Raw genomic sequence first — 22,386 nt, 5'->3', positions numbered from 1 at the left:
AACCCGGGACAGCGACCGCATCTTCATTCGCAACAACACGATCGCCAACAACAGCGGCGTAGGCGTGTACTTTTACGACGTGGGTTCGGTGGAACCTACGCCCAACCGCATTGAAGGAAATGTCATTTCCGGGAACGCGGGCGGTGGAATCTGGGCGGAGCGCCGAATTCCGCCGGAAGCTCACTTCAACAACATCTTCGGAAACGCGGGTTTCGGCGTGAAGCTCACGGAAACCTTCCGAAGCCTGAACGCCACCGACAACTGGTGGGGCTGCGCGACGGGGCCCAATACGACGGGCTGCGATCCTGCGATCACGGACGGCAAACCTGGACCCGACGGAAACGCCACCATCGATTACACGCCGTGGCTCACCGCGCCCAACGCATTTGCCGGAAGCCGCGTGGGCCTGCCGACGTGCATGCCGCTTCTGGTGTGCGATCGGTAGCCGTGGCAGGGCCTCGTCGGGCTCTGGGCGGGCGGCGCGTCCGTCGTCGGCTCCGGTCCCCCGTCAGTACCCGAGGAACACTTCCTGCCGAATCCGCGCTTCGGGCACGTCGAGCGACAGCAGCGTCTCGCGCAAGCGCTCCACGGTTTTCCGCGGCCCCGACGCGTAGTAGGTCGTCCGCCCGTCGGGCGGGGCCACAGTGCTCACGAGGTCTGCGTCGATGCGGCCCACGCGCCCGCCGAACTCGGGCCACGCGAGGTCGTGCTCCTTGGGCTCCGTGACCGTGTAGACGACGCTCCAGCCCGGCCGCGCGGCGGCAAGCGCGTCGATGCGGTCGGCAAAGACGAACTCGCGCGGGTCGGCCGCCGCGTACACGAGCGCGAAGCGTTGCGGCAGCCTCGCGTCCATGGCGTACTCGAGGATTCCAAGCGCAGCCGTGACGCCGATGCCCTCGGTGAGGAGCACGTGCGAGGCGGCGTCCGGATCGAGCACGAAGTCTCCCTCGGGCGCGGCCACTTGGACGGAGCCCCCCTCCGCAAGCGCGAAGAAGGCGCGCTTGAACGTGGAGCTTCCGCGCGCGCTTGCGAACCACATCTCGTCCCGAAGGGGCGAGCTTGCGATCGAAAGCAGCCGGCGCTCGACCCCCGCCGGCGTCGCCAGGCCCACCGAGGCGTGCTGCCCGGCGACCCAACGCAGCGCGGGCGGCCGGGGAACCCGGATCGATCGCACCGTCGGCGTCTCTTCCCGAACCCCGAGCACGCCGGTTTCGACGGCACGCTGACGCATGCGATCGGGGCGGGTCGCGCCTTCGGAAGAACTTTGGGGGACGCGCCCCGCAGGAGCCCCGCGCGCCCGCCTCAACGCGCATGACTGCATTCGCGCGATATGCATTGCAAGCATCGGTGGCTCGAAATGTACTAATAGCGTGCCGAGGGTTCCCGGCGCGCCCGACCCGGGCCGCTTGAGGTGACGAGTACGTCCGTCCGCGCCGCGCTTTCCGGCATCCATGCACGTTCCGAGGAACTCGTCGCTGCCACGCGCGACCACGACCGCCGCCGCATCGACGACGCCGCCCTGGACCGCGTCCGCTCGCGTGACGTGAAAGCGCTCCTTGCCCTGCAAAAGAAGCTCGCGATCGATCCCGTCACGGACGGCGAGTTCGCGACCCAGGACATCTTCCGCCCATTCGCGGAGTCCGTCCCCGGCCTTGAAGTGGGCTCGCTCACCCGGTACTTCGACAACAACACATTCTACAAGCGCCCGGTCGTGAACGGCGCTCTCGCCGCGTCCAAGCGCCCGGTCGTCACGACGCTTGCCCCGCGCCCCAAGGCCGTCGCCTGGAAGGCGTTTCTCCCGTCGCCCTACGCCTTTGCCAAGATGTGCGACGACCGGCACTACGGAAGTTCGGTCGAGCTCATCGCGGCCTTCGGCGAGGTGCTGGCGAAGGAAGCCGCCCGCATCCACGCGGCCGGCCCCTCGTGGATCCAGCTCACCGACCCGGCCGTCTCGGTCCTCCCGCCCGACCGCGAGGAATGGATGGCCCTGCGTCGCGCCGTCTCGCGCATCGTGGAGGCGGCCGACGGCTCGACGACCGTCTACCACACGCAGTTTGGAAACGCGGGCCCCATCCTCCGCGACCTCGACGACCTGCCGGTCGACTACGTCGGCGTGGACCTGTACGAGACGCCCCTTCCCGAGCTTCGCGCCGCGCGCCTCACGCGCGGCCTTCAGGCCGGCATCGTGGACGCCCGGTCGAGCCTGCTGGAGACCCCCGACGAGATCGCCGAGACGGCGCGGAACCTCGCCCGCGAGGCCGGGGTGCGCGAGCTCGTGCTTGCGCCCACCTGCGAGCTCGAGTTCCTCCCCCGCGCGCTTGCGGACCGCAAGCTCTCGAACCTCGCGCGCGCGGCGGCCAAGGTCGCGCGCCAGAAGGCGGTGGCCGCATGACCGTCCCGCGGCAGTTTGCGACGCAGGAGATCGGAAGCATCGCCAAGCCCGGCTGGCGAGTGAAGTACCGGCAGGGCAAGAAGATCGAGGACAAGGACCTCTCCGAGGCCCGAAAGTGGGGCAAGAAGATCGGGATCCCCGCCGCCGAGCAGGAGACCCTCGGGAAGCTCCTGCGCAAGCGCACGCGCAGCGCCAAGGACAAGAAGGCCGTGGAGGACTTCTCCGCGCTCTACGGCATCCGTTTCCTCGAGGCCTCGGGCCTCGATCTCGTCTGGGACGGCGAGCAGCGCCGCGCCGAGATGTACCAGTACCCCATCGAGAACGCCAAGGGCTTCAAGTTCCTGGGCCACGTCCGAAGCTGGGACAACAAGTACTACCTCAAGGCCGCCTGCGTCGCGACGCCCGGCTTGAAGAAGCCCTACCACACGAGCGAGTTCGACTTCATCCGCACGAACGCGCGGCGCGAGATCAAGGTCCCCGTGACGGGCGCCTTCACGCTTGCCGACTGGAGCTTCAACGAGTTCTACGAGCGCAAGCTTGCCCACGGCGACCGCCTCTCCAAGCAGGCCCGCCACGACGCCAAGCGCGAGCTTGCCGTCGCCATCGCAAAGAACCTCGTCCGCCCGACCGTGGAGGCCCTCGTGAAGGCCGGCGCGACAAGGATCCAGATCGACGAGCCCGCGGCCACGACGAAGTACGACGAGACGGACATCTTCGTCGAAAGCTTCGAAGAGACCGTCCGGGGCCTTCCGGGCTACCACTCCGTGCACCTCTGCTTCTCCGAGTACAAGCGCCTCTTCCCCCAGATCCTCGAGATGCGCAGCTGCAAGCAGTACGCGATGGAGTTTGCCAACCGCGACAGCCGCAAGCCCGGCACGCGGCGGGAGGACCGGCCCGGCTACGCGTTCCTCGAGCTCATGGAGGAGTACAACGACGACCGCGCCGTCGGCCTTGGCGTGCTCGACGTCCACTCGGACTTCGTCGAAACCCCCGAGCTCGTGCGCGACCGCCTGCTGTACGCCGCCGACAAGCTCGGCGCCGAGCGCGTCTTTGCCAACCCCGACTGCGGCCTGCGCACGCGAACGTGGGAGACCACCTTTGCGAAGCTTGCGGCGCTTGCCGAGGGCGCGCAGCGGGCGCGCAAGAGCCTCTAGGAGACGCATGTCGCGCATCGCGACGGGCACGGGTGACAAGGGCGAAACCGGCCTTGCCGACGGCCGGCGCGTCCGAAAGACGTCGCTTCAGATCGAGGCGTTTGGCGCCGTCGACGAGCTCAACGCGGCCCTTGGCGTCGCCCTTGCGGCCGGCGCGCCGCGCAAGATCGCTTCGTCCCTTCGTCGGATGCAACGCGAGCTCTTCGACCTTGGCGCGGACCTTTCAAGCGCCAAAGGGGGGCCGCGCTTGGGCAAGGCGCACGCGCAGCGCCTGGACGCCGAGATCGACGTCCTCGAAGCGGTCCTGCCGCCGCTTCGCCGCTTCGTCCTGCCCGGCGGCTCGCCCGCGGGCTCGCACCTCCACTTCTCGCGGACGGTCTGCCGTCGCGCCGAGCGGGCCGTGATCCGCCTGCGGGAGGCCGAGCCCGACGCGGTGGCGCCCGAGGCCGTCGTCTACCTCAACCGGCTTTCGGACCTCCTGTTCCTCATGGCGCGCGAGGCCAACCACGAAGCGGGCGTGGCCGAGAGCGAGGTCGTGTTCTAGATCGGCCTTCGAACCTTCGGGAAGTTGTTCCACACGCGGATGCCGCACCACCGCGGCCCCTCGGGGCAGGGCCCTTCGAGCTCCTTGTGGAGGCTTGCAAAGCCCTTGCGGAAATAGCAAGGCGGACCGATGTGGGACGTCAAGCGCGGGTGGACCGCGGCGACCTGCGCGATCTCCTCCATGCTCGCCTGGTAGATCTCCATCTGCGCGAGGAAGCACGTGCGCATGCGCCACTTGTGCAGGAGGTGCAGGAGGCTTCCCGTCTGCGTGTAGCGGACGGCCGTCGCGTTCGGGAGGAGGTAACAGGCGAACTCGGCGGGCACGCCAAGGTCGAGCAGGCGGTTCTTCGCGTCCCAGAGCGCGCGCATGGTCGCGTCGTACACGCGCTTGGCCTCCGGGTTGCGCGCGACGATCTCGGGCGTGATGTAGTCCGGCTCGCGCGTGTGCACCCGCGTGAGGAGCGGGCGGCTCGCGGGTACCGTGCGGTGGCGCTGGTCCTGGCTGTCGGCCGCGTGGCTGATCTTCTTGCGGAAGGTGTAGTTGACGTGCGACAGCGCGCGCAGGATCGGGCTGTGCGTCCAAGCGTTGAGCGTGTCCAGGAGATGCGGGTTCTTGGCCGGATCGAGGGCAAGCGCGAGGGCCGCGTCGTCGGAAAGCTCGGCGGGCGAGGCGCCCAGGACCTCCCGCACGGCCTGCGCGAGGATCGTCTCGGCGTTGGGGTCAAACGCGACGAGCTTCGCGCAGCCCTCGCCGAGCTCGCGGTCGAAGCGGGCGGCAAATTCGGGATCGGGCGGGACGATGGCGCGGTTCTCGACGACGTCCCCCTCGGGGAGCGCGTCGTCGCCCACGAGGAAGAAATCCGGATCCACCCGCCGGACCTCGTCGGCCATCTTGGCCACGATGGCCCGCGTCTCCGTCGGGCAGTCGCCCGAATTTGCCATGCGAACGTACCGCTTGAGCTCGATGCCGCTCACCGTGTGGTACATCGAGGTGAACGCGGCGACCGGCACGACGTAGCGCGCGGTCTCGATGGCCTTCTTCTCGGCCTCCTTGGCGATCTGCTTCTCGTTCTGGCCCTTGATGCGCGACAGCGGGGCTTGGATGCGGCGCGTGTCCCGATCGAGGATGCGCGACAGGTCGGCGTAGGCCCGCCAGGCTTGCAGCACGGCCTGCTCGTAGACGGATCGGGCCTCGCCCGACAATGGCGGGACGTGCACCTTGGCCTCGTGCAAGACCACGTACCGTTGGCTCGATTGCTCGCTGTTGTAGAACGGGTGGCTGTGAAGGAACGACCAGACGAACTGGCGGCTCACGTTCTCGAGGCCGAACACGAACGTGGGGTGCTGGAAGGGCGTGTGGTGGCCCGCTTCGTAGATGCTCTTTCCGATGCGCTCGCGCTGCTCGGGCGTCGACTCGCTCGCAAATCGGAGCGTGGGGCTGTAGCAAGTGCGTGCGGAGGCGACGCTTATGCCAAACGGCTGGTCCGTGAAGGCGAGGAGCTTCACGATGGGCTCCCCGGTCACAAGCGGGGCGTCGGCGGTCCCGGTTCCCGACTTCATTTGCAACGTACTACCCATCCCCTCCCCCCTTTTCAATTGAGTCCCATCCTCGGTCGGGAACCGACGAGACTCGCCCGGCGTGCGGCCAGCGGATTCTTGAGGGAACTCCTCGACTTTAAGAACCACCCCCTCATTTCCGCTGCATCACCTCGATCGAGTGGATTCATTCGAACCCCTTCTTCTGATGCAGCGCTGGTCGGAATCTCGCCGCCTCGTGCGCACATTCGTGTGGCCGCGCGGAAGCCCTACCGCGATCGCGGTTTCACTTGCGCATTTTGATAGACGCCGACCGATTCCTTTTATACCCAGGTAGCAATGGGGCGCATCCGGAGGCAGGTCATGCCCCTCGATCGCAAGAGCTACCCGATGTTCATCGGCGGAAAGTGGATCGAAGCGCCCGGCGGCAAGACCTTCGACACGCGCGATCCGGCCACGGGCGAGCTTCTGGCCAAGGTCGCTTCCGGCGGGAAGGACGAGGCCGACCAGGCCGTGCGCACCGCCCACGAGGCGTTCCGCTCGCAGGCGTGGTCGCGCATGGACCCGTCCGAGCGGGGGCGCCTTCTCTGGAAGCTCGCCTCGCTCGTCCGCGCGAACCTCAACAAGCTCGCCGAGGTCGAAACGCTCGACAACGGAAAGACGCTTCGCGAGGCCAAGGGCGACGTCGCCTACACGGCTTGGCTCTTCGAGTACTACGGCGGCCTTGCCGACAAGATCGAGGGCGAATCCATCCCCGTGCCCGGCCCGCGCGTCAACTACACGCTGCGCGAGCCGCTTGGCGTGACGGCGCACATCGCGCCCTGGAACTACCCGCTCCTGCTTTCGTCGCGCTCGATCGCGCCCGCGCTTGCCGCCGGCAACACGGTCGTCGCCAAGCCCGCGAGCCTCACGCCGCTGTCGCTCCTGCACCTGGCCGAGCTCACGGAGCAGGCCGGCTTCCCGCCCGGCGTGTTCAACGTCGTGACCGGCGGCGGTCGCACGGTGGGCGAAGCGCTCGCTTCGCACCCGATGGTCGACGGCGTCACCTTCACCGGAAGCGTCGAAACGGGCCGCCAGGTCTTCGAGGTCGCCGCGCGCGGCATCAAGCAGGTTTGCCTCGAGCTTGGGGGAAAGGGCCCCCAGGTCGTCTTCCCGGACGCCGACCTCGACAAGGCTGCAAAGGGCGTGGGCTTTGGCATCTTTGCGAACGCCGGCCAGATGTGCTGGGCCGGGTCGCGCTTGCTCGTGCACGCCTCGGTCCACGACGACGTCGTGGCGCGCGTGCGGAAGTTCGCCGAAGGCCTGCGCGTGGGCCCGGGCGTCCTGGAGACGAGCCAGATGGGGCCGGTGTGCGGGCCCGAGCAGCAGCGGCGCGTGCTCGACTACGTGAAGACCGGACGCGACGAGGGCGCGCGGCTTGCCACGGGCGGCAAAGCGCTCGACGAGGGCGCCCTTGCAAAGGGATCGTTCGTGACGCCCACCATCTTCGACGGCGTCAAACCGTCCATGCGCATCGCGCGCGAGGAGATCTTCGGCCCGGTCCTCTCCGTGCTCACCTTCGAGACGCCCGAGGAGGCCGTCAAGATCGCCAACGACTCGAGCTTTGGCCTTGCCGCCTCCGTCTGGACGGGCAACGTCGGCACGGCGCACACCGTCGCGCGCCAGTTGGAGTCCGGCATGGTCATGGTGAACGAGGGCCCCGTCACGTTCCCCATGACGCCCTTTGGCGGGTACAAGGAATCGGGGTTGGGACGAGAGCAAGGGATTGGGGCCTTGCAGCACTACACGCGCGTGAAGAACGTGAGCGTGAGGTACGGGTAGGGAAGAAGTGGCATCGGGGGGAGGGAACTGGCGCGCGGATCGAAGAAACCTGCGAAGTCCTCCAACGGTGCAACGCTTGGCTTCGAGGCCAAGCTCTGGGCCGCCGCCGACGCTCTGCGCAACAACATGGACGCGGCCGAGTACAAGCACGTCGTTCTGGGCCTCATCTTCCTCAAGTACATCAGCGACGCGTTCGAAGCAAAGCACGCGGAACTCGTCGCGAACAAGTCCAAAGGCGCCGACCCGGAAGATCCCGACGAGTACCGCGCGGTGAGCATCTTCTGGGTCCCGCCCGAAGCGCGCTGGCCGCATCTCAAGAAGCAGGCCCCCCAGCCCACGATCGGCCAGCTCGTGGACGACGCGATGGCCGCCATCGAGCGGGACAACCCGTCGCTCAAGGGCGTCCTGCCGAAGGATTACGCTCGCCCCGGCCTCGACAAGCAGCGTTTGGGCCAGCTCATCAACCTCGTAAGCGACATCGAGCTTGGCGGCCCGGCCGAGCGCGCCAAGGACACGCTGGGTCGGGTCTACGAATACTTCCTCTCGCAGTTCGCCTCCGCCGAGGGCAAGAAGGGCGGCCAGTTCTACACGCCCACGCACGTCGTCCGCGTGCTCGTCGAGATGCTCGCCCCGTACAAGGGCCGCGTATTCGACCCGTGCTGCGGCTCGGGGGGCATGTTCGTGCAGAGCGAGAAGTTCATCGAGGCGCACGCGACCGAGAACGGTAACGGCGGCGGAAGCAAGCCCAAGGCCGCCCGCGAGAAGGCCGGCATCTCGATCTACGGCCAGGAGTCGAACTACACGACGTGGCGCCTTGCCAAGATGAACCTCGCGATCCGCGGCATCGACGCGCAGATCGCCCACGGCGACAGCTTCCACAACGACAAGCATCCCGACCTCAAGGCCGACTACGTTCTCGCCAACCCGCCGTTCAACGACAGCGACTGGCGAGGCGAACTCCTCAAGGACGACAAGCGCTGGGTCCACGGCGTCCCGCCCGCGGGCAACGCCAACTTCGCGTGGGTGCAACATTTCCTCCACCACCTCGCCCCAAACGGCATTGCCGGCTTCGTGCTGGCCAACGGCAGCATGAGCAGCAACCAGTCGGGAGAAGGCGAGATCCGCAAGAACATCGTCGAAGCCGACCTCGTCGACTGCATGGTCGCGCTGCCCGGCCAGTTGTTCTACTCGACGCAGATTCCCGTCTGCCTGTGGTTCTTGACGAAGAGCAAGAAAGACCCGCGGTTCCGCGACCGGCGCGGTCACACGTTGTTCATCGACGCGCGCAAGATGGGCACAATGGTGGACCGCGTCCACCGCGAATTGACGACCGAGGACGTCGCAAAGATCGCAGGGACGTACCACGCTTGGCGCGGCGACCCCGGCGCGGGCAAGTACGAGGATGTTCCGGGCTTCTGCAGGAGCGCCAAGTTGGAGGAAATCCGCAAGCACGGACACGTGCTGACGCCGGGGAGGTACGTGGGCGCGGGGGCAGTGGAGGACGACGGCGAGCCATTCGACGAGAAGATGAAACGTCTCGTGGCGACGTTGAAGGAGCAGCAGGCGGAGGCCAACAGGTTGGACAAGGCGATTGCGACCAATCTGGAGGCGCTTGGATATGGGCGTTGAAGGATGGACCCTGACCCGACTCGGCGACCTCGTGGAGATCAAGCATGGATGGCCTTTCAAAAGCGAGTTCTACAATGAAGAACTCACTGGCCGGCCGATTGTGGTTGGCGTCGGGAATTTTCGCTACACGGGCGGCTTCCGCTTCGCTGAAACTCAATTCAAAGAGTATCGAGGTGACTACCCGAAAGAATTCGAGTTGGAACCGCGAGATACGCTTCTCATTATGACCTGTCAAACACCCGGTGGTGAGATTTTGGGCATTCCCGCCCGCGTCCCAGAAGATGGCCGCGTGTACTTGCACAATCAGCGCCTGGGACGGGTGGTTGTTCGCGATAGCACTCGCGTCGATTCCTCCTACCTGTATTGGCTTTTCCTGTCTCCCGCCTTCAACCGTGAGCTTGTCATATCTGCGAGCGGCACCAAGATTCTCCACACTTCCCCCGCGCGAATTGAAGGCTTCACCTTTGGTCTCCCGCCCGTCCACGAACAACGCGCCATCGCCCACGTCCTTGGCACCCTCGACGACAAGATCGAACTCAACCGGCGCATGAATCAGACGCTCGAAGAGATGGCGCGGGCCATTTTCAAGAGCTGGTTTGTGGACTTCGAGCCAGTGCGGGCGAAGATGGAGAGGCGGGAAACGGGGTTGCCGCCGGAAGTGGAGGCGCTGTTTCCGGATCGGTTCGTCGAGTCGGAGATTGGGGAGGTGCCAGGGGGGTGGGGGGTGGCGCCGCTCTCGTCCTTCATCCACATCCTGAGCGGCGGCACTCCGAAACGTAGTGACCCGTCCTACTGGAATGGCGAGATTCCGTGGTTCTCCGTTCGGGATACCCCGGCGGATTCCGATGTGTTCGTCCTCTGGACAGAGGAAGGCATCACACAGGCAGGCGTGGACAACAGCGCAGCGCAGGTATTGCCTGTGGGAACCACGATAATCACCGCCCGAGGCACGGTGGGCAAACTCGCGCTTGTGGGGGTCCCAATGGCGATGAACCAGTCATGCTTCGGCGTGCGCGGCACGGATTGCTCGGACGTCTTCACGTACTACGTGCTTCGCCAAGCCATCCGTGTGCTCAAGCAGAATACACATGGGTCGGTCTTCAGCACGATCACGCGCGCCACATTTGATTCGGTAAAGGTGGTCGTACCTCCTCCCGAGCCGATGCGGGCTTTCGCGAAGGCGGCGGACCGGCTCTTCGCGCGCATTCGAGCGAACTGCGAGCAAGGCTACACGCTTGCCGCGCTTCGCGACGCGCTGCTGCCGAAGCTCATTTCGGGAGAGGTTCGTGTTCCATCGAAGGTGGCCGTGCGGACTACTTAATGATCCACTTGATCACCACGGTACCACCGCCCGTTGCACAGATTCCGAAGATCAGGCCGAAGAGCGGACGGCTATTTGGTTCTGGCCAAAAGGACGAACCAAGGGCAAACATGATCACAAAGGCCACCACGAAGACGGCGAGATAAATCACCGATTCAGGGATGCTCGACATGCTAATCTCCTACACGGGCACATTGAACGAGGCCACATCGAAGCGAACCTCGATCACCCGTTTCTGCTTGCCATGCGGAACGTCGACCACGAAGGACGGGTTTTGGAAATCGGCCACCATCGGTTTTCGTGGAAGTCCCGCCAAGTACCCCGCGTTGAAGAATCCGGGGGCGGGTAAAACGACTTCCTCGAGTCGGGCCGCCGATGTCACGACGGCTGGAACCTCCGTGTGGCCGGCTGCGTGAAGCGCCGCAACGCGGTGGTAGCCGTTTTTCAGCACGTACATGCCCTGAACGTCCACAACCTGCACCCAGTTGAGCCGGGGTCCAGCGCCAAGCGCCAAACCTACAGGCGTCATGGCGACTTGGAGGATCGCGCTGGGGTCGTCCGTGGCCATCACCATGCGTCGGGGGATTCCGTCGGTGCCGGCCTCCACGTTCATCTCACTGGTTACGGTGAATTCCTTGGGTAGGCACCACTTGAAGATATCCAGGCCTTCCGTCGGCACCGGCGTGTGGTAGGGGTGAAGCCACGGCTGGAACGTGACAAGCGCCTCGATCGGAACGCGCGCGAAGGAAAACGCGCCCGGCGGGTGTCCAAACGCTTTCTGGAATGCGGGCTGGCTTGCAACTTCCTGAGCCCATGCGAGTTCCGCGGCATCCGTCAGCGACTGGAGAATGGGTCGCGGCGGCGCCGCCTGCGGCAACGCCAGCCGCGCTTGCCACGCAGCGGCGTGTTGCGCCTGGATCGACGGGTAGACGTGCGGCCCGACTTGTTGTTCGAGGTGGACCGGGTCCATCCATGCGTAGAGAAGGCGGCTGGTGTTCGTGTTGCTCGCTCCGGTTGGCTTGATCGGCAAAATTCGGGTTGCCATCGATTCTGGCTAAGGCGGGTCGTTCATAGTCAAACTTATTTAGCTAAGCAATAATGCTAAGCTGGTTAAGGAAAGCATGGATCGACTTGTGCACATTGTTCCGTTGGGCTGGGAAATCGATCGAGCCGTTTTGCCGATCCATCATTACCGTGCTCACGAAGTGCATATCCTGTGCAACCCGGAGTCCCGGCCAGAGCAGAAGCAAGCCTATCGCCAGGTCGAGAAAGCGTTAAAGGCGACCGGCGCGAAAGTTTCGCTCGTGATTGTCGATGCAAACGACGACATTCGCGGGATTCTCAGGGAGACCACGCGCCTGATTAAGGCCGCGTTGAAAAACGGCGACCGGGTGTACGTAAACATGTCCGCCGCGGGAAAGGTTGCCGCGGCCGCAGCTACCATCGCTGCTCTAGCGCATCTGCCTCGTGACCGTGGAGTTGTTTATTACGTCCGGCCTGAGAGCTACGTGCATACGGATGAGGACGTAAAGAAGTACGGGCTCACCCGGGGAATGAAGGGTGAGCCAGTTCCCCTTCCGCGATTCGATCTGCGACTCCCGCCCGAGGATGGACAACTTATCTTGCGTGAATTAAGAAAGCGTCTACCGAATCCCCTGACTTACAAGGAGGCAATATACCTTCTTCGCGACGCTGGCGTAAGCGGTTTTGAAGGCGCCAAGTACGAAAAAAATACTCCACGGGCGGAAAAGAACCGCTTGAATGTTCGATTCAACAAGGGCATTCTGCAAAAGTTGCTCGCGGAGAATCTGGTCAAGATACGGCCGAGAGGCCAGCGGCGCGAGATCTTACTTACGAGCGAGGGAGACTACGTGGCGCACCTCTGCATGGGGTCGTAGGCGGCACCTTGAGAGATTCGGCCGCAATGCCCAGTTCGTTTACCTGCAGTTGTATCCGGAGCGGCTCCGAGGGCGGGCCCCGCCTGGTTCACGCAGAACGCAACGGGACCCGCTACGTTCGGACCGCTCCGAATGACACCGCGGGCGACAACTTGTTGTCGTTGCCGAGGACGTGCGGCTAGCCGCTGAGCGCCGCGAAGATGGCGACGGCGATCAGGCCGACCGCGAGCACGCCGAGCGCATCGGCGCTCTCCTGCGACGTGTGCACGCGGGCGCAGAGCTTGTCGTAGCACAGCTCGAATTGGCCTGCGTGCTGGTGCGGGATGTGAGTCATTTTGGTTCACCTCCTCCCAAAACCCGATTGGGCGATATCATCCAAGCTTGATTGCCCGTCGAAGACTATAAGGGTTTTGGAAGATATCAGCCAAAACCTCAGAAAGCAGATCCTTTCTGGGGTGGGGAGATGGCCCGCGTCGAACTGCGCCCAAGCGGCGGCTACGAATACGTCGTTGCAGTCGAAGACGAATATGATCCCCGGCTTCGAAGGTGGCGAAAGAAGATTCTGCAATCGTTCGGAAATGCGCAAGACCCATCGAGCCTTCGCAATGCGCAACAGTTCGTGGCAGCGTACAACTTTGGAAAGGAATTACGAAATGCCGGTCAGCCGCTCTCCGACGAGCAACTACAAGACGCCCTGAAAGGCTTGATTGCCATCGGTTTGCTCGTGCTTGTCGTGGCCGCTCTCGCGAAGAGGTAGCGAGCTATAGCGCCGTCTGCGGTGACATTCGCGGCGCCGTCCACAAGTCCTCGGCCAGCGGGACAAGCCGGTGCTCGGGAACGAAATGGTAGGCGGGCTTCTTGACCTTTTGTTGGAATCCCGGTTCCGCGCCGCGGTCGAACACGATGCTCGGCCGCTGCTGACGCCACGCCCATTCCAACTGGTTGATCGTTCCGCCGGACGTTCGCGTTGCTGCGACCACGAGGAGGCGCGCGAGTCCACTGATGATCCGATTCCGGCGCAGGAAGGATCGGGGGGTCACCTCGACGGCTTGCGTCGTTTCGCTCACGATGCAGCCCGAGGCGCGGACCATGGCGTATTCGTCGCTGCAAAGCAATGGGATCGTGTCGAGTGGGCTCCCCGGTACCACGCCCACCACGACGCCGCCCGCCTTGGCACCGTGTCGGGCAGCGAGCTGGTCAGTTCCGCGCGCCATTCCGGTGATAATTGGGATTCCAAGGTGTGCCAGCTTCTCCGAAAAGCTGCGCGCGATTGCTTGGCCCCGTTCGCTTGGTTCGCGACTTCCCACGATTGCGACTCCAGTGCTGAGATGGCGAAGCGAGCCTTGGACATGCAGGACGAGTGGGGGCAGTTCGATCGATCGAAGTTGCGGGGGGTATCTCGGATCTGTGATCGGGATGGAGACGACGCCTTGACTCCACATCCGCTCGAGAGCTTCGCGCGTACGCTCGACCTGCTTTTGCCACTCGGGCTGTAGCTTGCCCCAATCGTGGATCATGCCTGCGAGCGCCTCAGGCGGGAGCGCGGCCGGGAGCGTTGTCAAGGGAGGCGTAAGCGTCGGGCCCCACCGTTCCCAAGCGGACGCCTGCAGGTCGCTTGCCGCAGCCAAGGCAACAAGCGCCGGATCGGCTTCAGTCACAGTAGCCCTCCAAGTGCTCTTTGGTGCAGAACTTCGCGAAGGCGAGCAGGCGGACGTCGCTTGCGCCGGCCTGCCGGAGCGCGTGGGCGGCTGAAGCAGCGGTAGTTCCAATGGTTGCAAGGTCGTCGACCACCAGGATCTTTTCGCCCATGAATTGCGCTTGCGCCTCAATTCTAACTTCATCCAAGAGCTTGCCGAAAGTTTCGGGCTCCCTCTTGCCTTCCTGCGCTGACCGTGGAGGGTTGTCGTCCACGCGGACCAAGACGTCATGGGCTGGAAGGTCCAGCACCTTGCCTACCGCACTTCCCATTGCAAATGACCGGGTCGTGCCTCGCTGGCGACTACTGGGACAAGGCACGACAAGTTCCGGCCGCCAAGGTTCCTCCTGCCATGTCAGCTCGTCCAGGAAGGCCTGCGCCGATGCCGTCATCATGGCTTCCGTTAATGCGCGATCCGTTTTGGCGCGTTGGATGATAGCGGTGCCCGGGTGCTCGCTCTTGGCCTTCAGGTACGTGGTCAGGCTCCAAGCCTTTGAAATGCCCTTTGGCGAATAGATCGGAGAATTCCGGTTGTAGCAGATCGCGCATAGTCCGGTTGCGGCCCAGAACTTTTCCAGCATGGGTGAGCTACATTGGTTGCAGCGATAGGCGATCATTGGCACCGCGTAGCTTGAGACGAGGCGGGTCTTCCAAATGGCGCTGGCGCCGGGCAGCACGTGCCCCTATTCAGTCGCCCACCGATCAAGGTTTCGTGTCTCGTCCCACCGTGAACACTTTCAGTGATCCTACACAAGCGTTCATTCCACGGATCATGATTGGCCGCCCGAGCGGATGCTAGTCGCCGTGCGCGGGGGATTATGAAAGCCGTGCTGGTCAAGATATGGGCCGTGGCAATGGCGATTCTCGCCGTTCCACTGATCCTGTCCGTTCTCAACTTCGGAATTGGCACCGTCACGAATCCAAGGGATACCGAGGCAAATGCGGAGCGGGCGGCAGATGTTATCGGGAAAGCGATCGAGCACGAACGGCCGGCGTGGCTGGATCCCACTTCGCTTTTTCTCGCATTGTTGGCCGCCGCCTTTCTTGTTCTTGTCGTGTCTCCGTACCTTGGGATTCGTTAGGGCTCCGCGTGGCGTGAAAGGCTGGCGCCTCCGCTTCGCTCCGGCGCCGACGGCTGCCCGCGATGGAATAAGGCTTCCGGCTGAACTGGTATGATAAAAGTATAATAAAGTTGCGAGTTCGACAGGTGGACCATGATTACGGGGCATCCGGCCGGGGGCGCCGGTGGGTATCCCCATCCCGCGGGTGATAACCCCAAATATCCCCAAGATATCCACAATGCGTGAGCTTCACCGAGTCCGTCGTCGAGGATGCGGCCCTCGCCTGGCTGCAGAAGCTGGGCTACGCGGTTCTCCACGGGCCCGACATCGCCTACGGTGAGGCCGCCGCCGAGCGCACGGATCCGGGCTTCCGCGACGTCGTTCTCGAAGGGCGCTTGCGCCACGCGCTTTCTCGCCTCAACGGGGACCTTCCGCCCGAAGCCGTGGAAGAAGCCTTCCGCAAGATCACCCGGACGGACGCGCCATCGCCGCTGGAGCGGAACCGTCTCCTTCACCGCATGATCGTGGACGGGGTCACGGTCGAGTATCGGCGCCCCGACGGTTCGATCGCAGGTGCCCAAGCGCGCGTCGTGGATTTCAATTCAGTCGAGCGCAACGACTGGCTTGCTGTGAACCAGTTCACGGTCGCGGAAGGCCAGCACGTTCGACGGCCCGACATCGTCCTTTTCCTCAACGGTTTGCCCGTTGCGGTGCTCGAACTCAAGAACGCTGCGAGCCAGAACGCGACCGTCGAGACCGCAATCCAGCAATTGCAAACCTACCAAGCGCAGATTCCCGCCCTGTTTGGACATAACGTCGCGCTCGTCGCGTCGGACGGCGTCCAGGCGCGCGTGGGGGCACTTGGTGCAGGGAAGGAATGGTTCAAGCCATGGCGCACGACGACCGGCGCCGAGCAAGCGCCGGCCGAGACGCCCGCGTTGCAGGTGATTCTTGAAGGAATGTTCGAGAAGCGACGATTCTTGGACTTGGTTCGCCACTTCGTCGTGGTTCAGGACGAAGGCGGGGGCAAGCTCACGAAAATTCTCGCAGGCTATCACCAGTTCCACGCCGTGAACGTCGCCCTCGGGGAGACGTTGCGCGCCAAGGGCCCACGGACAGCGGAAAGCACGGCGGGGAAGGAAGGTCTCCCCGCCAAGCCACATGGCGGAGACCCGGGCGACCGCCGCGTGGGCGTCGTGTGGCACACGCAGGGTTCCGGCAAAAGCCTGTCGATGGCTTTCTACGCCGGCCGTTTGATCCTCCATCCGGAAATGGAGAATCCGACGCTTGTGGTCCTCACGGATCGCAACGATCTGGACGACCAGCTCTTCGGAACGTTTGCCAAGTGCAAGGATCTTCTCCGCCAGCCGCCGGTCCAAGCGGCCGACCGCGGCGATTTGCGGGAGAAGCTGCGCGTGTCGGGCGGCGGCGTGGTGTTCACGACGATCCAGAAGTTCTTGCCCGAGATCAAGGGCGACAAGCATCCCATCCTCTCGGATCGAAGGAACGTCGTGGTGATCGCCGACGAGGCCCATCGCAGCCAGTACGACTTCATCGACGGCTTTGCAAGGCACATGCGCGACGCGTTGCCCAACGCGTCGTTCATCGGCTTCACCGGAACGCCCATCGAGGCGACCGACAAGAACACGCGTTCCGTCTTTGGCGACTACATCAGCGTCTACGACATCCGGCAGGCGGTTCTCGATCAATCCACGGTGCCAATCTACTACGAGGGGCGCTTGGCAAAGTTGCAGCTCAAGGAGTCCGAGCGCCCACGAATCGACTCCGAGTTCGAAGAGGTCACCGAGGGTGAGGAAGTCGAACGGAAGGAAAAGCTCAAGACCAAGTGGGCGCAAGTCGAAGCCGTCGTGGGCTCGGAGAATCGTTTGAAGCGAGTCGCCCGCGATCTCGTGGAACACTTCGAACAGCGGCTTGCCGCGTTGGATGGCAAAGCCATGGTCGTCTGCATGAGCCGCCGAATCTGCGTCGAGCTCTACCGCGAAATCGTGGCCCTTCGTCCCGATTGGCACCATGAGGACGACGAGGGCGGAATCCTCAAGGTCGTCATGACGGGGTCGGCGTCCGACACGCTGGATTGGCAACGCCATATTCGCAACAAGGCTCGCCGCGAATCGCTGGCCAAGCGGTTCCGCGATGCCAAGGACCCGTTCCGGATCGTGATCGTCCGCGATATGTGGCTGACGGGCTTTGACGCGCCCAGCCTGCACACGATGTACGTGGACAAGCCGATGCGAGGCCATGGCCTCATGCAGGCCATCGCGCGCGTCAATCGCGTGTTCAAGGACAAACCCGGCGGCTTGGTCGTGGACTATTTGGGAATCGCGGACGAGCTCAAGCAAGCGCTTGCCACGTACACCGAGAGTGGCGGGACCGGAAAGACTGCGGTGGACCAAGAGGAAGCGGTCGCGGTAATGCTGGAGAAGTACGACATTTGCCGCGGGCTTTTCCACGGTTTCGATTGGTCTGACTGGTCGTCCGGGACACCGCAGGACCGTTTGGGTCTCCTCCCGGCCGCTCAAGAGCACGTCCTTGCCCAGCGCGACGGCAAGGCCCGCCTTCTTCGCGTCGTCACCGAACTCTCCCACGCCTTCGCGCTTGCGGTCCCGCACGAGGAAGCCATCCGCATCCGTGACGACGTGGCGTTCTTTCAAGCCGTTCGCTCGGTGCTCGCAAAGGGCGATCCCGGCGAGCGCCGGACGGACGAGGAACTCGACCGCGCCATTCGCCAGATCGTGTCCAAAGCCGTCGTGTCCGGCGACGTCGTGGACATCTTTGCCGCCGCGGGGATCAAGAAACCGGACATTTCCATTCTCTCGGACGAGTTTTTGACCGAGGTAAGAGGACTACCGCAGCGGAACTTGGCTGTGGAACTGCTGCGCAAGCTGCTTTTGGGCGAAATTCGGACGAGGTCAAAGCGGAACGTCGTCCAAGCGCGGTCGTTTGCCGAGCTCCTGGAGCAAAGCGTTCGTCGCTACCAGAATCGGGCGATCGAGGCCGCGCAAGTGATTGAGGAACTCATCCAGCTTGCCAAGGAGATGCGAAGGGCCGCGGCGCGCGGGCATGACCTTGGTCTGTCCGACGACGAGGTCGCCTTCTACGATGCGCTTGAAGCCAACGACAGCGCCGTGAAGGTCTTGGGGGAGCCCACGCTAAAGACGATCGCCCGTGAGCTGGTGGAGGCAGTTCGCGACAACGTCACGATCGACTGGACCGTCCGCGAAAATGTGCGAGCCAAGCTCCGCGTGATCGTCAAGCGCATCCTTCGCAAGTACGGATACCCGCCGGACAAGCAGGAGCGGGCCACCCATCTCGTGCTGGAACAGGCCGAGACGCTCACGGACTTCTGGCTTCAGGCATGAGGGGCCACCGGCGGGCACATGCCAAAGATGCAGTAAGGCTCGCCATCGACGGGTTCATCGACAGTTGACAGCACCACGCGCCCGCATTGGCACCGTCTGGGTTTCTTCGCCCGCATTCGGTTTCGGAGTTTGCGGGCGGAAGAAGAGATTCCCCGCTGGGTCGGCGAAAGGTCATCCTGAAATTGCGCCGGGCGCGGCAAGCAGGCAGTCGGTCCGCCCGGCGTTCACCACGCTTGAATTCTATCCGGCGATCATGACCCTGCTTCGCGCTCCTTGCGACCGACTCGTCGGGCGCAGCGGCTCTTGAAACTCTAACCCCTCGCTCGCCCGAAACTCTTTCGAGCAAAACGTGGGTGCGCATTTCGTGAAGCCCGGTGCAGCTGGCCTGCTCATTCTGCTTACCCTCACCCCCGGCTGCCTCACCCCTTCCCTTCCCAGCGAAGGCATCTGCACCGGCACGTTCCTCGCTCCCGTCGCGCGCGTGGTCGACGGCGACACGCTCGACGCCGCGGGCTGCGGCCGCGTGCGTCTTGCGCTCGTCGACTCGCCGGAACGGGGCGAAGCGGGCTTCGAGGAGGCGACGGGCTTCACCAACGCGACGTGCCCCGTGGGCGGCGAGGCGACGTGGCGGCGCGACGCGGGCCAGCCGACGGACACGACGGGCACGCGCATGGTCGCGGTCGTCGAGTGCGGAGGCGTGAATCTCAACGCCGCGCTGCTTGACGCCGGCCACGCGCGGTTCCTGCCGCAGTTTTGCGCGGTGAGCGCGTTTGCGGGCGAGGAGTGGGCGCGGCCGCACTGTCGAGGGGCTTAAGCCCGCGCCCGCGTTGTGCTCCCGCGTTGCTGCGCATTTCCCGCGCCTTGCTGTCGGAGGTTCGCGCGCACGCCGCCGCGACGTTTCCGGAGGAGTGCTGCGGGTTTCTGTTGGGGGAGGCGGCGGGCGACGATCGCACCGTGCGCGCGGTCGTGCGCGCCGCGAACACGTTTGCGCCTCCGGAGCTTCGGGCGCGCCACTACGCGTACGACCCCTTGGCGCTCGTGCGCGCGGAGGAGGAGCAGGCCGCGCGCGGTTTTGAGCACGTCGGATTCTACCACAGCCACCCGACGGGCGTGGCGCGGCCCAGCGAGTACGACCGCCTGCACGCGGGGTTCGCCGGCCAATCGTACCTCATCGTGGCCGTGACCGCCAAGGGGCCGGGCGAGGCGGCGAGCTTCGCGCTTTCCGCGGACAGGACCTTTAAATCCGAGGAGTTGTTGGTCCTTCCGTGACTGTCACCGTCCGCATCCCCACGCCGCTTCGCGCCTACGCCAAGGGGCAGGCGAGCGTGACCGTCTCGGCCGCCAACGTGGGCGAGGCGCTGCGCGCGCTTGCCGCCGACCACGGCGAGCTTCGCAAGCATCTCTTCGACGAATCGGGCGCGCTTCGTCCCTTCGTGGCCGTGTACGTGAACGGCGAGGACGTGCGGCACCTGCAGCAGGACGCGACGCCCGTCAAGAGCGGGGACACGCTCGTGATCGTGCCGGCGGTGGCGGGCGGCCAGGTGGGGGGTGGACGTTCGGTCGCTTCGCCCTACGGTCTCACGCGCGACGAGATCCGCCGCTACTCGCGCCACCTCATCCTGCCCGACGTGGGGCTCGAGGGCCAACGCAAGCTCAAGGAGGGCCGCGTGCTCGTCATCGGCACGGGCGGCCTCGGGAGCCCCGTCGCGCTCTACCTTGCCGCAGCAGGCGTGGGAACGATCGGCCTTGTCGACTTCGACGTCGTCGACGAGACGAACCTCCAGCGGCAGATCCTGTTCTCGGCCGACCACGTCGGCAAGAGCAAGGTGCAGGCGGCCAAGGAGCGGCTCCTTTCGTTGAATCCCGGAATCGAGGTCGTCGCGCACGAAGAGAGGCTCACGAGCGGGAACGCGCTTCGCGTCTTCGCCGACTACGACGTGATCGTGGACGGAACGGACAACTTCCCCACCCGCTACCTCACGAACGACGCGTGCGTTCTCCTGGGCAAGCCCAATGTGTACGGCTCCATTTTCCAGTTCGAGGGGCAAGCGTCGGTCTTCTGGGCGGAGAAGGGCCCCTGCTACCGGTGCCTGTACCCGCAACCGCCGCCGCCCGGGCTCGTTCCAAGCTGCGCGGAGGGCGGCGTGCTCGGCGTCCTCCCGGGCGTCGTGGGCGCCATCCAGGCCACGGAAGCCTTGAAGCTCCTCTTGGGCAAGGGCGACTCGCTCGTCGGGCGCCTGATCCTCTACGACGCGCTTGGCATGACCTTCACGCAGCTCACCCTTCGCAAGAACGCGAAGTGCCCCGCGTGCGGAACGCGCGAGATCCGCGCGCTCATCGACTACGAGGAGTTCTGCGGCCTGCGCGGACAGGAGCCGCAGGCGCCCCAGGGGCGCGTCCCCTCGGTCACGGCCACGGAGCTTGCCGCGCGCCTTTCGGCGGGCGAGAAGATCCGGCTCGTGGACGTCCGCAACCCGAACGAGTGGGAGATCAACCGCATCGAGGGCGCGACGCTCATCCCGCTTCCCGTCTTCCCGGAGCGCGTGAACGAGCTTTCCACAGCCGACGAGATCGTCGTGTACTGCCACACGGGCATGCGCAGCATGAACGCGACGAAGTTCCTGCTCGACCTTGGCTTCAGGAAGGTGCGGAATCTTCATGGCGGAATCGCGGCATGGGGCCAGGAAGTTGACCCTGAAATGCCCATGTACTGAGGCGCGAGCGTGGCAACGATGGAGCTTGTCGTCCGGAACCTCGACCCCGAGCGCGACGCGATGGAATGCGTGGCGCCCTCGGGAGCCGTCATGACCTTCGACAACCCGCCCGAGGGCCGCCACGGCGCAAGCCCGCTTGAGCACCTCCTCGCATCGCTTGGAGCCTGCGCGCTCGTGGACGTCGGCATCGTCCTTCGCAAGAAGCGCCTCTCCTTCCGGAACTTGCGCGTGACCTGCACGGGCGAGCGGCGAGAGAAGCCCTACCCCCGCTCGTTCACCTCCCTCAAGCTCCGGTTCGAGGTGGAAGGCGACGTGCCGTCGGCGGCCTTCGAGGAGGCCGTCCGGCTCTCAGTGGACAAGTACTGCTCGGTGGCCGGCACGATCCGCGAGGCCGCGCCCGTCGCGTGGGAGGCCGCCGTCACCGCCCCGCGGTAGCGACTCGTTTCGACAAGGTGAAGCCTCGCCGCGCATGTGCGCGCCCGTGGCCTTGGCCGAGCTTGCCGATCTCGCGCCCTACCTTGTCGTCTCGTTGAGCGAGTGGCAGACCTACGGCCTGTTCTTCCTGCTTGGAAGCTTCGCCGTCGCAAGCCTCTCGGACATCCGGCACCTTTCCGCGCAGCGCGAGTTCATGGAGTTCTGGATCGTCTTTGCGCTTGTCATGCTCGTCCTCGACGCGGCCGCCGCAGGCTTTGCGCTTGGCGCGCCGCTTCTTGCCAAGTGGGCTCTCGTGGCCCTCCTCTCCGTCCTTTCGTGGGAGCGCGTGGGCGGCGTCTTCGCCCTTGCGCGGGCCGACGTCGCCGCGCTTGCCGCCGCGGCAAGCCTGCTCTCCGCCTTCCTCGTCGTCCTGTTCTTCCTGTTCGCCAAGGCGCTGAGCTACCCGCTGGGCCGGCTGCTTCGCAAGGGGCAGTACTATCCGTTCCTGCCCGTCGTCACGCTTGCCACGATCGTGCTCATGGCCGTGGCGCTGTGGCTTCCGCCGTTTTTCCCGCGCCCGTCCTAGCCGTCGTGTCCCTTTTTATACCTGAATGGCTTACCGCCCACGCCAAGCGCCCAATCGCGCGGATAGCCAAGCTTGGTCTAAGGCGCTAGATTGAGGGTCTAGTCTCGAAGGAGTTCTCAGGTTCAAATCCTGATCCGCGCACTATGGGGCCGTCGGCGCAGCCGACGGCCCATGTTGCGGTCAGGATATTGACCGGAGGTTCACCGGAGGCCGCGCGGGGCGCGGCCGACGGCGACGTGGA

The 22,386-nt window shown here is 64.8% G+C and carries 23 protein-coding genes and 1 tRNA gene; 17 read left to right on the top strand and 7 right to left on the bottom strand.

The genetic code is table 11. From position 1 onward, the window contains the following. A partial coding sequence (locus VM681_11295) for a right-handed parallel beta-helix repeat-containing protein (protein ID HVL88570.1) occupies positions 1-445 on the top strand: 445 nt, incomplete at its 5' end. 63 nt (positions 446-508) lie between these two features. Here VM681_11295 and VM681_11290 read toward each other — a convergent pair. Then, the gene (locus VM681_11290) at positions 509-1,231 is read right to left on the bottom strand and encodes an FAD-dependent oxidoreductase (protein HVL88569.1); all 723 of its coding nucleotides are present in this window, start codon (positions 1,229-1,231) and stop codon (positions 509-511) included. Between the two features lie 180 nt (positions 1,232-1,411). On the opposite strand from VM681_11290, the gene VM681_11285 reads away from it, so the two are divergent. The 3 genes from VM681_11285 to VM681_11275 are packed head-to-tail and all read left to right on the top strand — an operon-like array spanning position 1,412 to position 4,090. Next, positions 1,412-2,392, top strand: a complete 981-nt coding sequence (locus VM681_11285; GenBank protein ID HVL88568.1) for a hypothetical protein — start codon at positions 1,412-1,414, stop codon at positions 2,390-2,392. Continuing rightward, the gene (locus tag VM681_11280) at positions 2,389-3,546 is read left to right on the top strand and encodes a hypothetical protein (GenBank protein ID HVL88567.1); all 1,158 of its coding nucleotides are present in this window, start codon (positions 2,389-2,391) and stop codon (positions 3,544-3,546) included. Before VM681_11285 ends, VM681_11280 begins: the two co-directional genes overlap by 4 nt. 7 nt (positions 3,547-3,553) lie before the next feature. Further along, positions 3,554-4,090 carry a cob(I)yrinic acid a,c-diamide adenosyltransferase gene (locus VM681_11275; protein HVL88566.1) on the top strand — a complete coding sequence of 179 codons (537 nt, stop codon included), beginning with the start codon at positions 3,554-3,556 and terminating at the stop codon, positions 4,088-4,090. Here the strand turns inward: VM681_11275 and VM681_11270 are convergent. Then, entirely contained in the window at positions 4,087-5,649 is a 1,563-nt protein-coding gene (locus tag VM681_11270) for an FAD-dependent thymidylate synthase (GenBank protein ID HVL88565.1), read from the bottom strand. The two genes, VM681_11275 and VM681_11270, sit on opposite strands and share 4 nt — an antisense overlap. Before the next feature lie 339 nt (positions 5,650-5,988). Between VM681_11270 and VM681_11265 the strand changes: the two genes are divergently transcribed. The 3 genes from VM681_11265 to VM681_11255 are packed head-to-tail and all read left to right on the top strand — an operon-like array spanning position 5,989 to position 10,396. Further along, positions 5,989-7,446 (top strand): aldehyde dehydrogenase, encoded by a 1,458-nt coding sequence (locus VM681_11265; protein HVL88564.1) that lies wholly within the window; start codon positions 5,989-5,991, stop codon positions 7,444-7,446. Positions 7,447-7,473: 27 nt separating this feature from the next. Further along, on the top strand, positions 7,474-9,075 hold the full coding sequence (locus tag VM681_11260) for a class I SAM-dependent DNA methyltransferase (GenBank protein HVL88563.1): 1,602 nt from the start codon (positions 7,474-7,476) through the stop codon (positions 9,073-9,075). Beyond that, positions 9,065-10,396: a restriction endonuclease subunit S gene (locus VM681_11255; GenBank protein HVL88562.1), complete on the top strand. Its 1,332-nt coding sequence runs from the start codon at positions 9,065-9,067 to the stop codon at positions 10,394-10,396. Before VM681_11260 ends, VM681_11255 begins: the two co-directional genes overlap by 11 nt. Here VM681_11255 and VM681_11250 read toward each other — a convergent pair. Together VM681_11250 and VM681_11245 are read right to left on the bottom strand one after the other, a co-directional pair. Beyond that, the gene (locus tag VM681_11250) at positions 10,389-10,568 is read right to left on the bottom strand and encodes a hypothetical protein (GenBank protein ID HVL88561.1); all 180 of its coding nucleotides are present in this window, start codon (positions 10,566-10,568) and stop codon (positions 10,389-10,391) included. The genes VM681_11255 and VM681_11250 overlap by 8 nt on opposite strands. 9 nt (positions 10,569-10,577) lie before the next feature. Beyond that, the gene (locus VM681_11245) at positions 10,578-11,441 is read right to left on the bottom strand and encodes a hypothetical protein (GenBank protein HVL88560.1); all 864 of its coding nucleotides are present in this window, start codon (positions 11,439-11,441) and stop codon (positions 10,578-10,580) included. 76 nt (positions 11,442-11,517) lie between these two features. Here VM681_11245 and VM681_11240 point away from each other — a divergent pair, with 76 nt between their 5' ends. Next, positions 11,518-12,294: a DUF6293 family protein gene (locus tag VM681_11240; GenBank protein HVL88559.1), complete on the top strand. Its 777-nt coding sequence runs from the start codon at positions 11,518-11,520 to the stop codon at positions 12,292-12,294. 178 nt (positions 12,295-12,472) lie between these two features. On the opposite strand, the gene VM681_11235 is transcribed toward VM681_11240, so the two are convergent. Beyond that, positions 12,473-12,628 (bottom strand): hypothetical protein, encoded by a 156-nt coding sequence (locus tag VM681_11235; GenBank protein HVL88558.1) that lies wholly within the window; start codon positions 12,626-12,628, stop codon positions 12,473-12,475. A 129-nt stretch (positions 12,629-12,757) separates the two neighbouring features. Here VM681_11235 and VM681_11230 point away from each other — a divergent pair, with 129 nt between their 5' ends. Next, positions 12,758-13,051, top strand: coding sequence for a hypothetical protein (locus VM681_11230; protein ID HVL88557.1), 294 nt, complete (start codon positions 12,758-12,760; stop codon positions 13,049-13,051). A gap of 4 nt (positions 13,052-13,055) precedes the next feature. Here the strand turns inward: VM681_11230 and VM681_11225 are convergent, their stop codons facing one another. Beyond that, on the bottom strand, positions 13,056-13,811 hold the full coding sequence (locus VM681_11225) for a DNA-processing protein DprA (GenBank protein HVL88556.1): 756 nt from the start codon (positions 13,809-13,811) through the stop codon (positions 13,056-13,058). Positions 13,812-13,944: 133 nt separating this feature from the next. Next, entirely contained in the window at positions 13,945-14,667 is a 723-nt protein-coding gene (locus tag VM681_11220) for a hypothetical protein (GenBank protein HVL88555.1), read from the bottom strand. 141 nt (positions 14,668-14,808) lie between these two features. Here VM681_11220 and VM681_11215 point away from each other — a divergent pair, with 141 nt between their 5' ends. From VM681_11215 to VM681_11180, 8 genes are all read left to right on the top strand, one after another. Further along, the gene (locus VM681_11215; GenBank protein ID HVL88554.1) at positions 14,809-15,072 is read left to right on the top strand and encodes a hypothetical protein; all 264 of its coding nucleotides are present in this window, start codon (positions 14,809-14,811) and stop codon (positions 15,070-15,072) included. A gap of 221 nt (positions 15,073-15,293) precedes the next feature. Then, positions 15,294-18,431: a type I restriction endonuclease subunit R gene (locus VM681_11210; protein HVL88553.1), complete on the top strand. Its 3,138-nt coding sequence runs from the start codon at positions 15,294-15,296 to the stop codon at positions 18,429-18,431. A gap of 364 nt (positions 18,432-18,795) precedes the next feature. Further along, complete coding sequence (locus VM681_11205; GenBank protein HVL88552.1) at positions 18,796-19,245, top strand: hypothetical protein; 450 nt, start codon at positions 18,796-18,798, stop codon at positions 19,243-19,245. A 26-nt stretch (positions 19,246-19,271) separates the two neighbouring features. Next, positions 19,272-19,700, top strand: coding sequence for a M67 family metallopeptidase (locus VM681_11200; GenBank protein ID HVL88551.1), 429 nt, complete (start codon positions 19,272-19,274; stop codon positions 19,698-19,700). Next, entirely contained in the window at positions 19,697-21,145 is a 1,449-nt protein-coding gene (locus VM681_11195; GenBank protein ID HVL88550.1) for a ubiquitin-like small modifier protein 1, read from the top strand. The genes VM681_11200 and VM681_11195 overlap by 4 nt, the downstream gene beginning before the upstream one ends. A gap of 18 nt (positions 21,146-21,163) precedes the next feature. Next, positions 21,164-21,580: an OsmC family protein gene (locus VM681_11190; protein HVL88549.1), complete on the top strand. Its 417-nt coding sequence runs from the start codon at positions 21,164-21,166 to the stop codon at positions 21,578-21,580. 46 nt (positions 21,581-21,626) lie between these two features. Next, a complete protein-coding gene (locus VM681_11185; GenBank protein HVL88548.1) occupies positions 21,627-22,145 on the top strand; it encodes a hypothetical protein in 519 nt (172 codons plus the stop codon). A 56-nt stretch (positions 22,146-22,201) separates the two neighbouring features. Next, a tRNA-Leu gene (locus VM681_11180) sits at positions 22,202-22,286 on the top strand. Positions 22,287-22,386: the final 100 nt, after the last annotated feature.

The organism is Candidatus Thermoplasmatota archaeon, assembly GCA_035541015.1.
Classification (GTDB): Archaea; Thermoplasmatota; SW-10-69-26; order JACQPN01; family JAIVGT01; genus DATLFM01.
The sequence above is the reverse complement of the archived record's forward strand: the minus strand, read 5'-3'. Positions and strand labels throughout refer to the sequence as shown.

What these genes read in the sequence shown, in the direction of transcription:
- VM681_11290 (HVL88569.1), bottom strand. Translation starts at nt 1,231, where the DNA reads ATGCGTCAGCGTGCCGTCGAAACCGGCGTGCTCGGGGTTCGGGAAGAG.
- VM681_11280 (HVL88567.1), top strand. Translation starts at nt 2,389, where the DNA reads ATGACCGTCCCGCGGCAGTTTGCGACGCAGGAGATCGGAAGCATCGCC.
- VM681_11275 (HVL88566.1), top strand. Translation starts at nt 3,554, where the DNA reads ATGTCGCGCATCGCGACGGGCACGGGTGACAAGGGCGAAACCGGCCTT.
- VM681_11270 (HVL88565.1), bottom strand. Translation starts at nt 5,649, where the DNA reads ATGAAGTCGGGAACCGGGACCGCCGACGCCCCGCTTGTGACCGGGGAG.
- VM681_11265 (HVL88564.1), top strand. Translation starts at nt 5,989, where the DNA reads ATGCCCCTCGATCGCAAGAGCTACCCGATGTTCATCGGCGGAAAGTGG.
- VM681_11255 (HVL88562.1), top strand. Translation starts at nt 9,065, where the DNA reads ATGGGCGTTGAAGGATGGACCCTGACCCGACTCGGCGACCTCGTGGAG.
- VM681_11250 (HVL88561.1), bottom strand. Translation starts at nt 10,568, where the DNA reads ATGTCGAGCATCCCTGAATCGGTGATTTATCTCGCCGTCTTCGTGGTG.
- VM681_11245 (HVL88560.1), bottom strand. Translation starts at nt 11,441, where the DNA reads ATGGCAACCCGAATTTTGCCGATCAAGCCAACCGGAGCGAGCAACACG.
- VM681_11240 (HVL88559.1), top strand. Translation starts at nt 11,518, where the DNA reads ATGGATCGACTTGTGCACATTGTTCCGTTGGGCTGGGAAATCGATCGA.
- VM681_11235 (HVL88558.1), bottom strand. Translation starts at nt 12,628, where the DNA reads ATGACTCACATCCCGCACCAGCACGCAGGCCAATTCGAGCTGTGCTAC.
- VM681_11230 (HVL88557.1), top strand. Translation starts at nt 12,758, where the DNA reads ATGGCCCGCGTCGAACTGCGCCCAAGCGGCGGCTACGAATACGTCGTT.
- VM681_11225 (HVL88556.1), bottom strand. Translation starts at nt 13,811, where the DNA reads ATGATCCACGATTGGGGCAAGCTACAGCCCGAGTGGCAAAAGCAGGTC.
- VM681_11215 (HVL88554.1), top strand. Translation starts at nt 14,809, where the DNA reads ATGAAAGCCGTGCTGGTCAAGATATGGGCCGTGGCAATGGCGATTCTC.
- VM681_11190 (HVL88549.1), top strand. Translation starts at nt 21,164, where the DNA reads ATGGAGCTTGTCGTCCGGAACCTCGACCCCGAGCGCGACGCGATGGAA.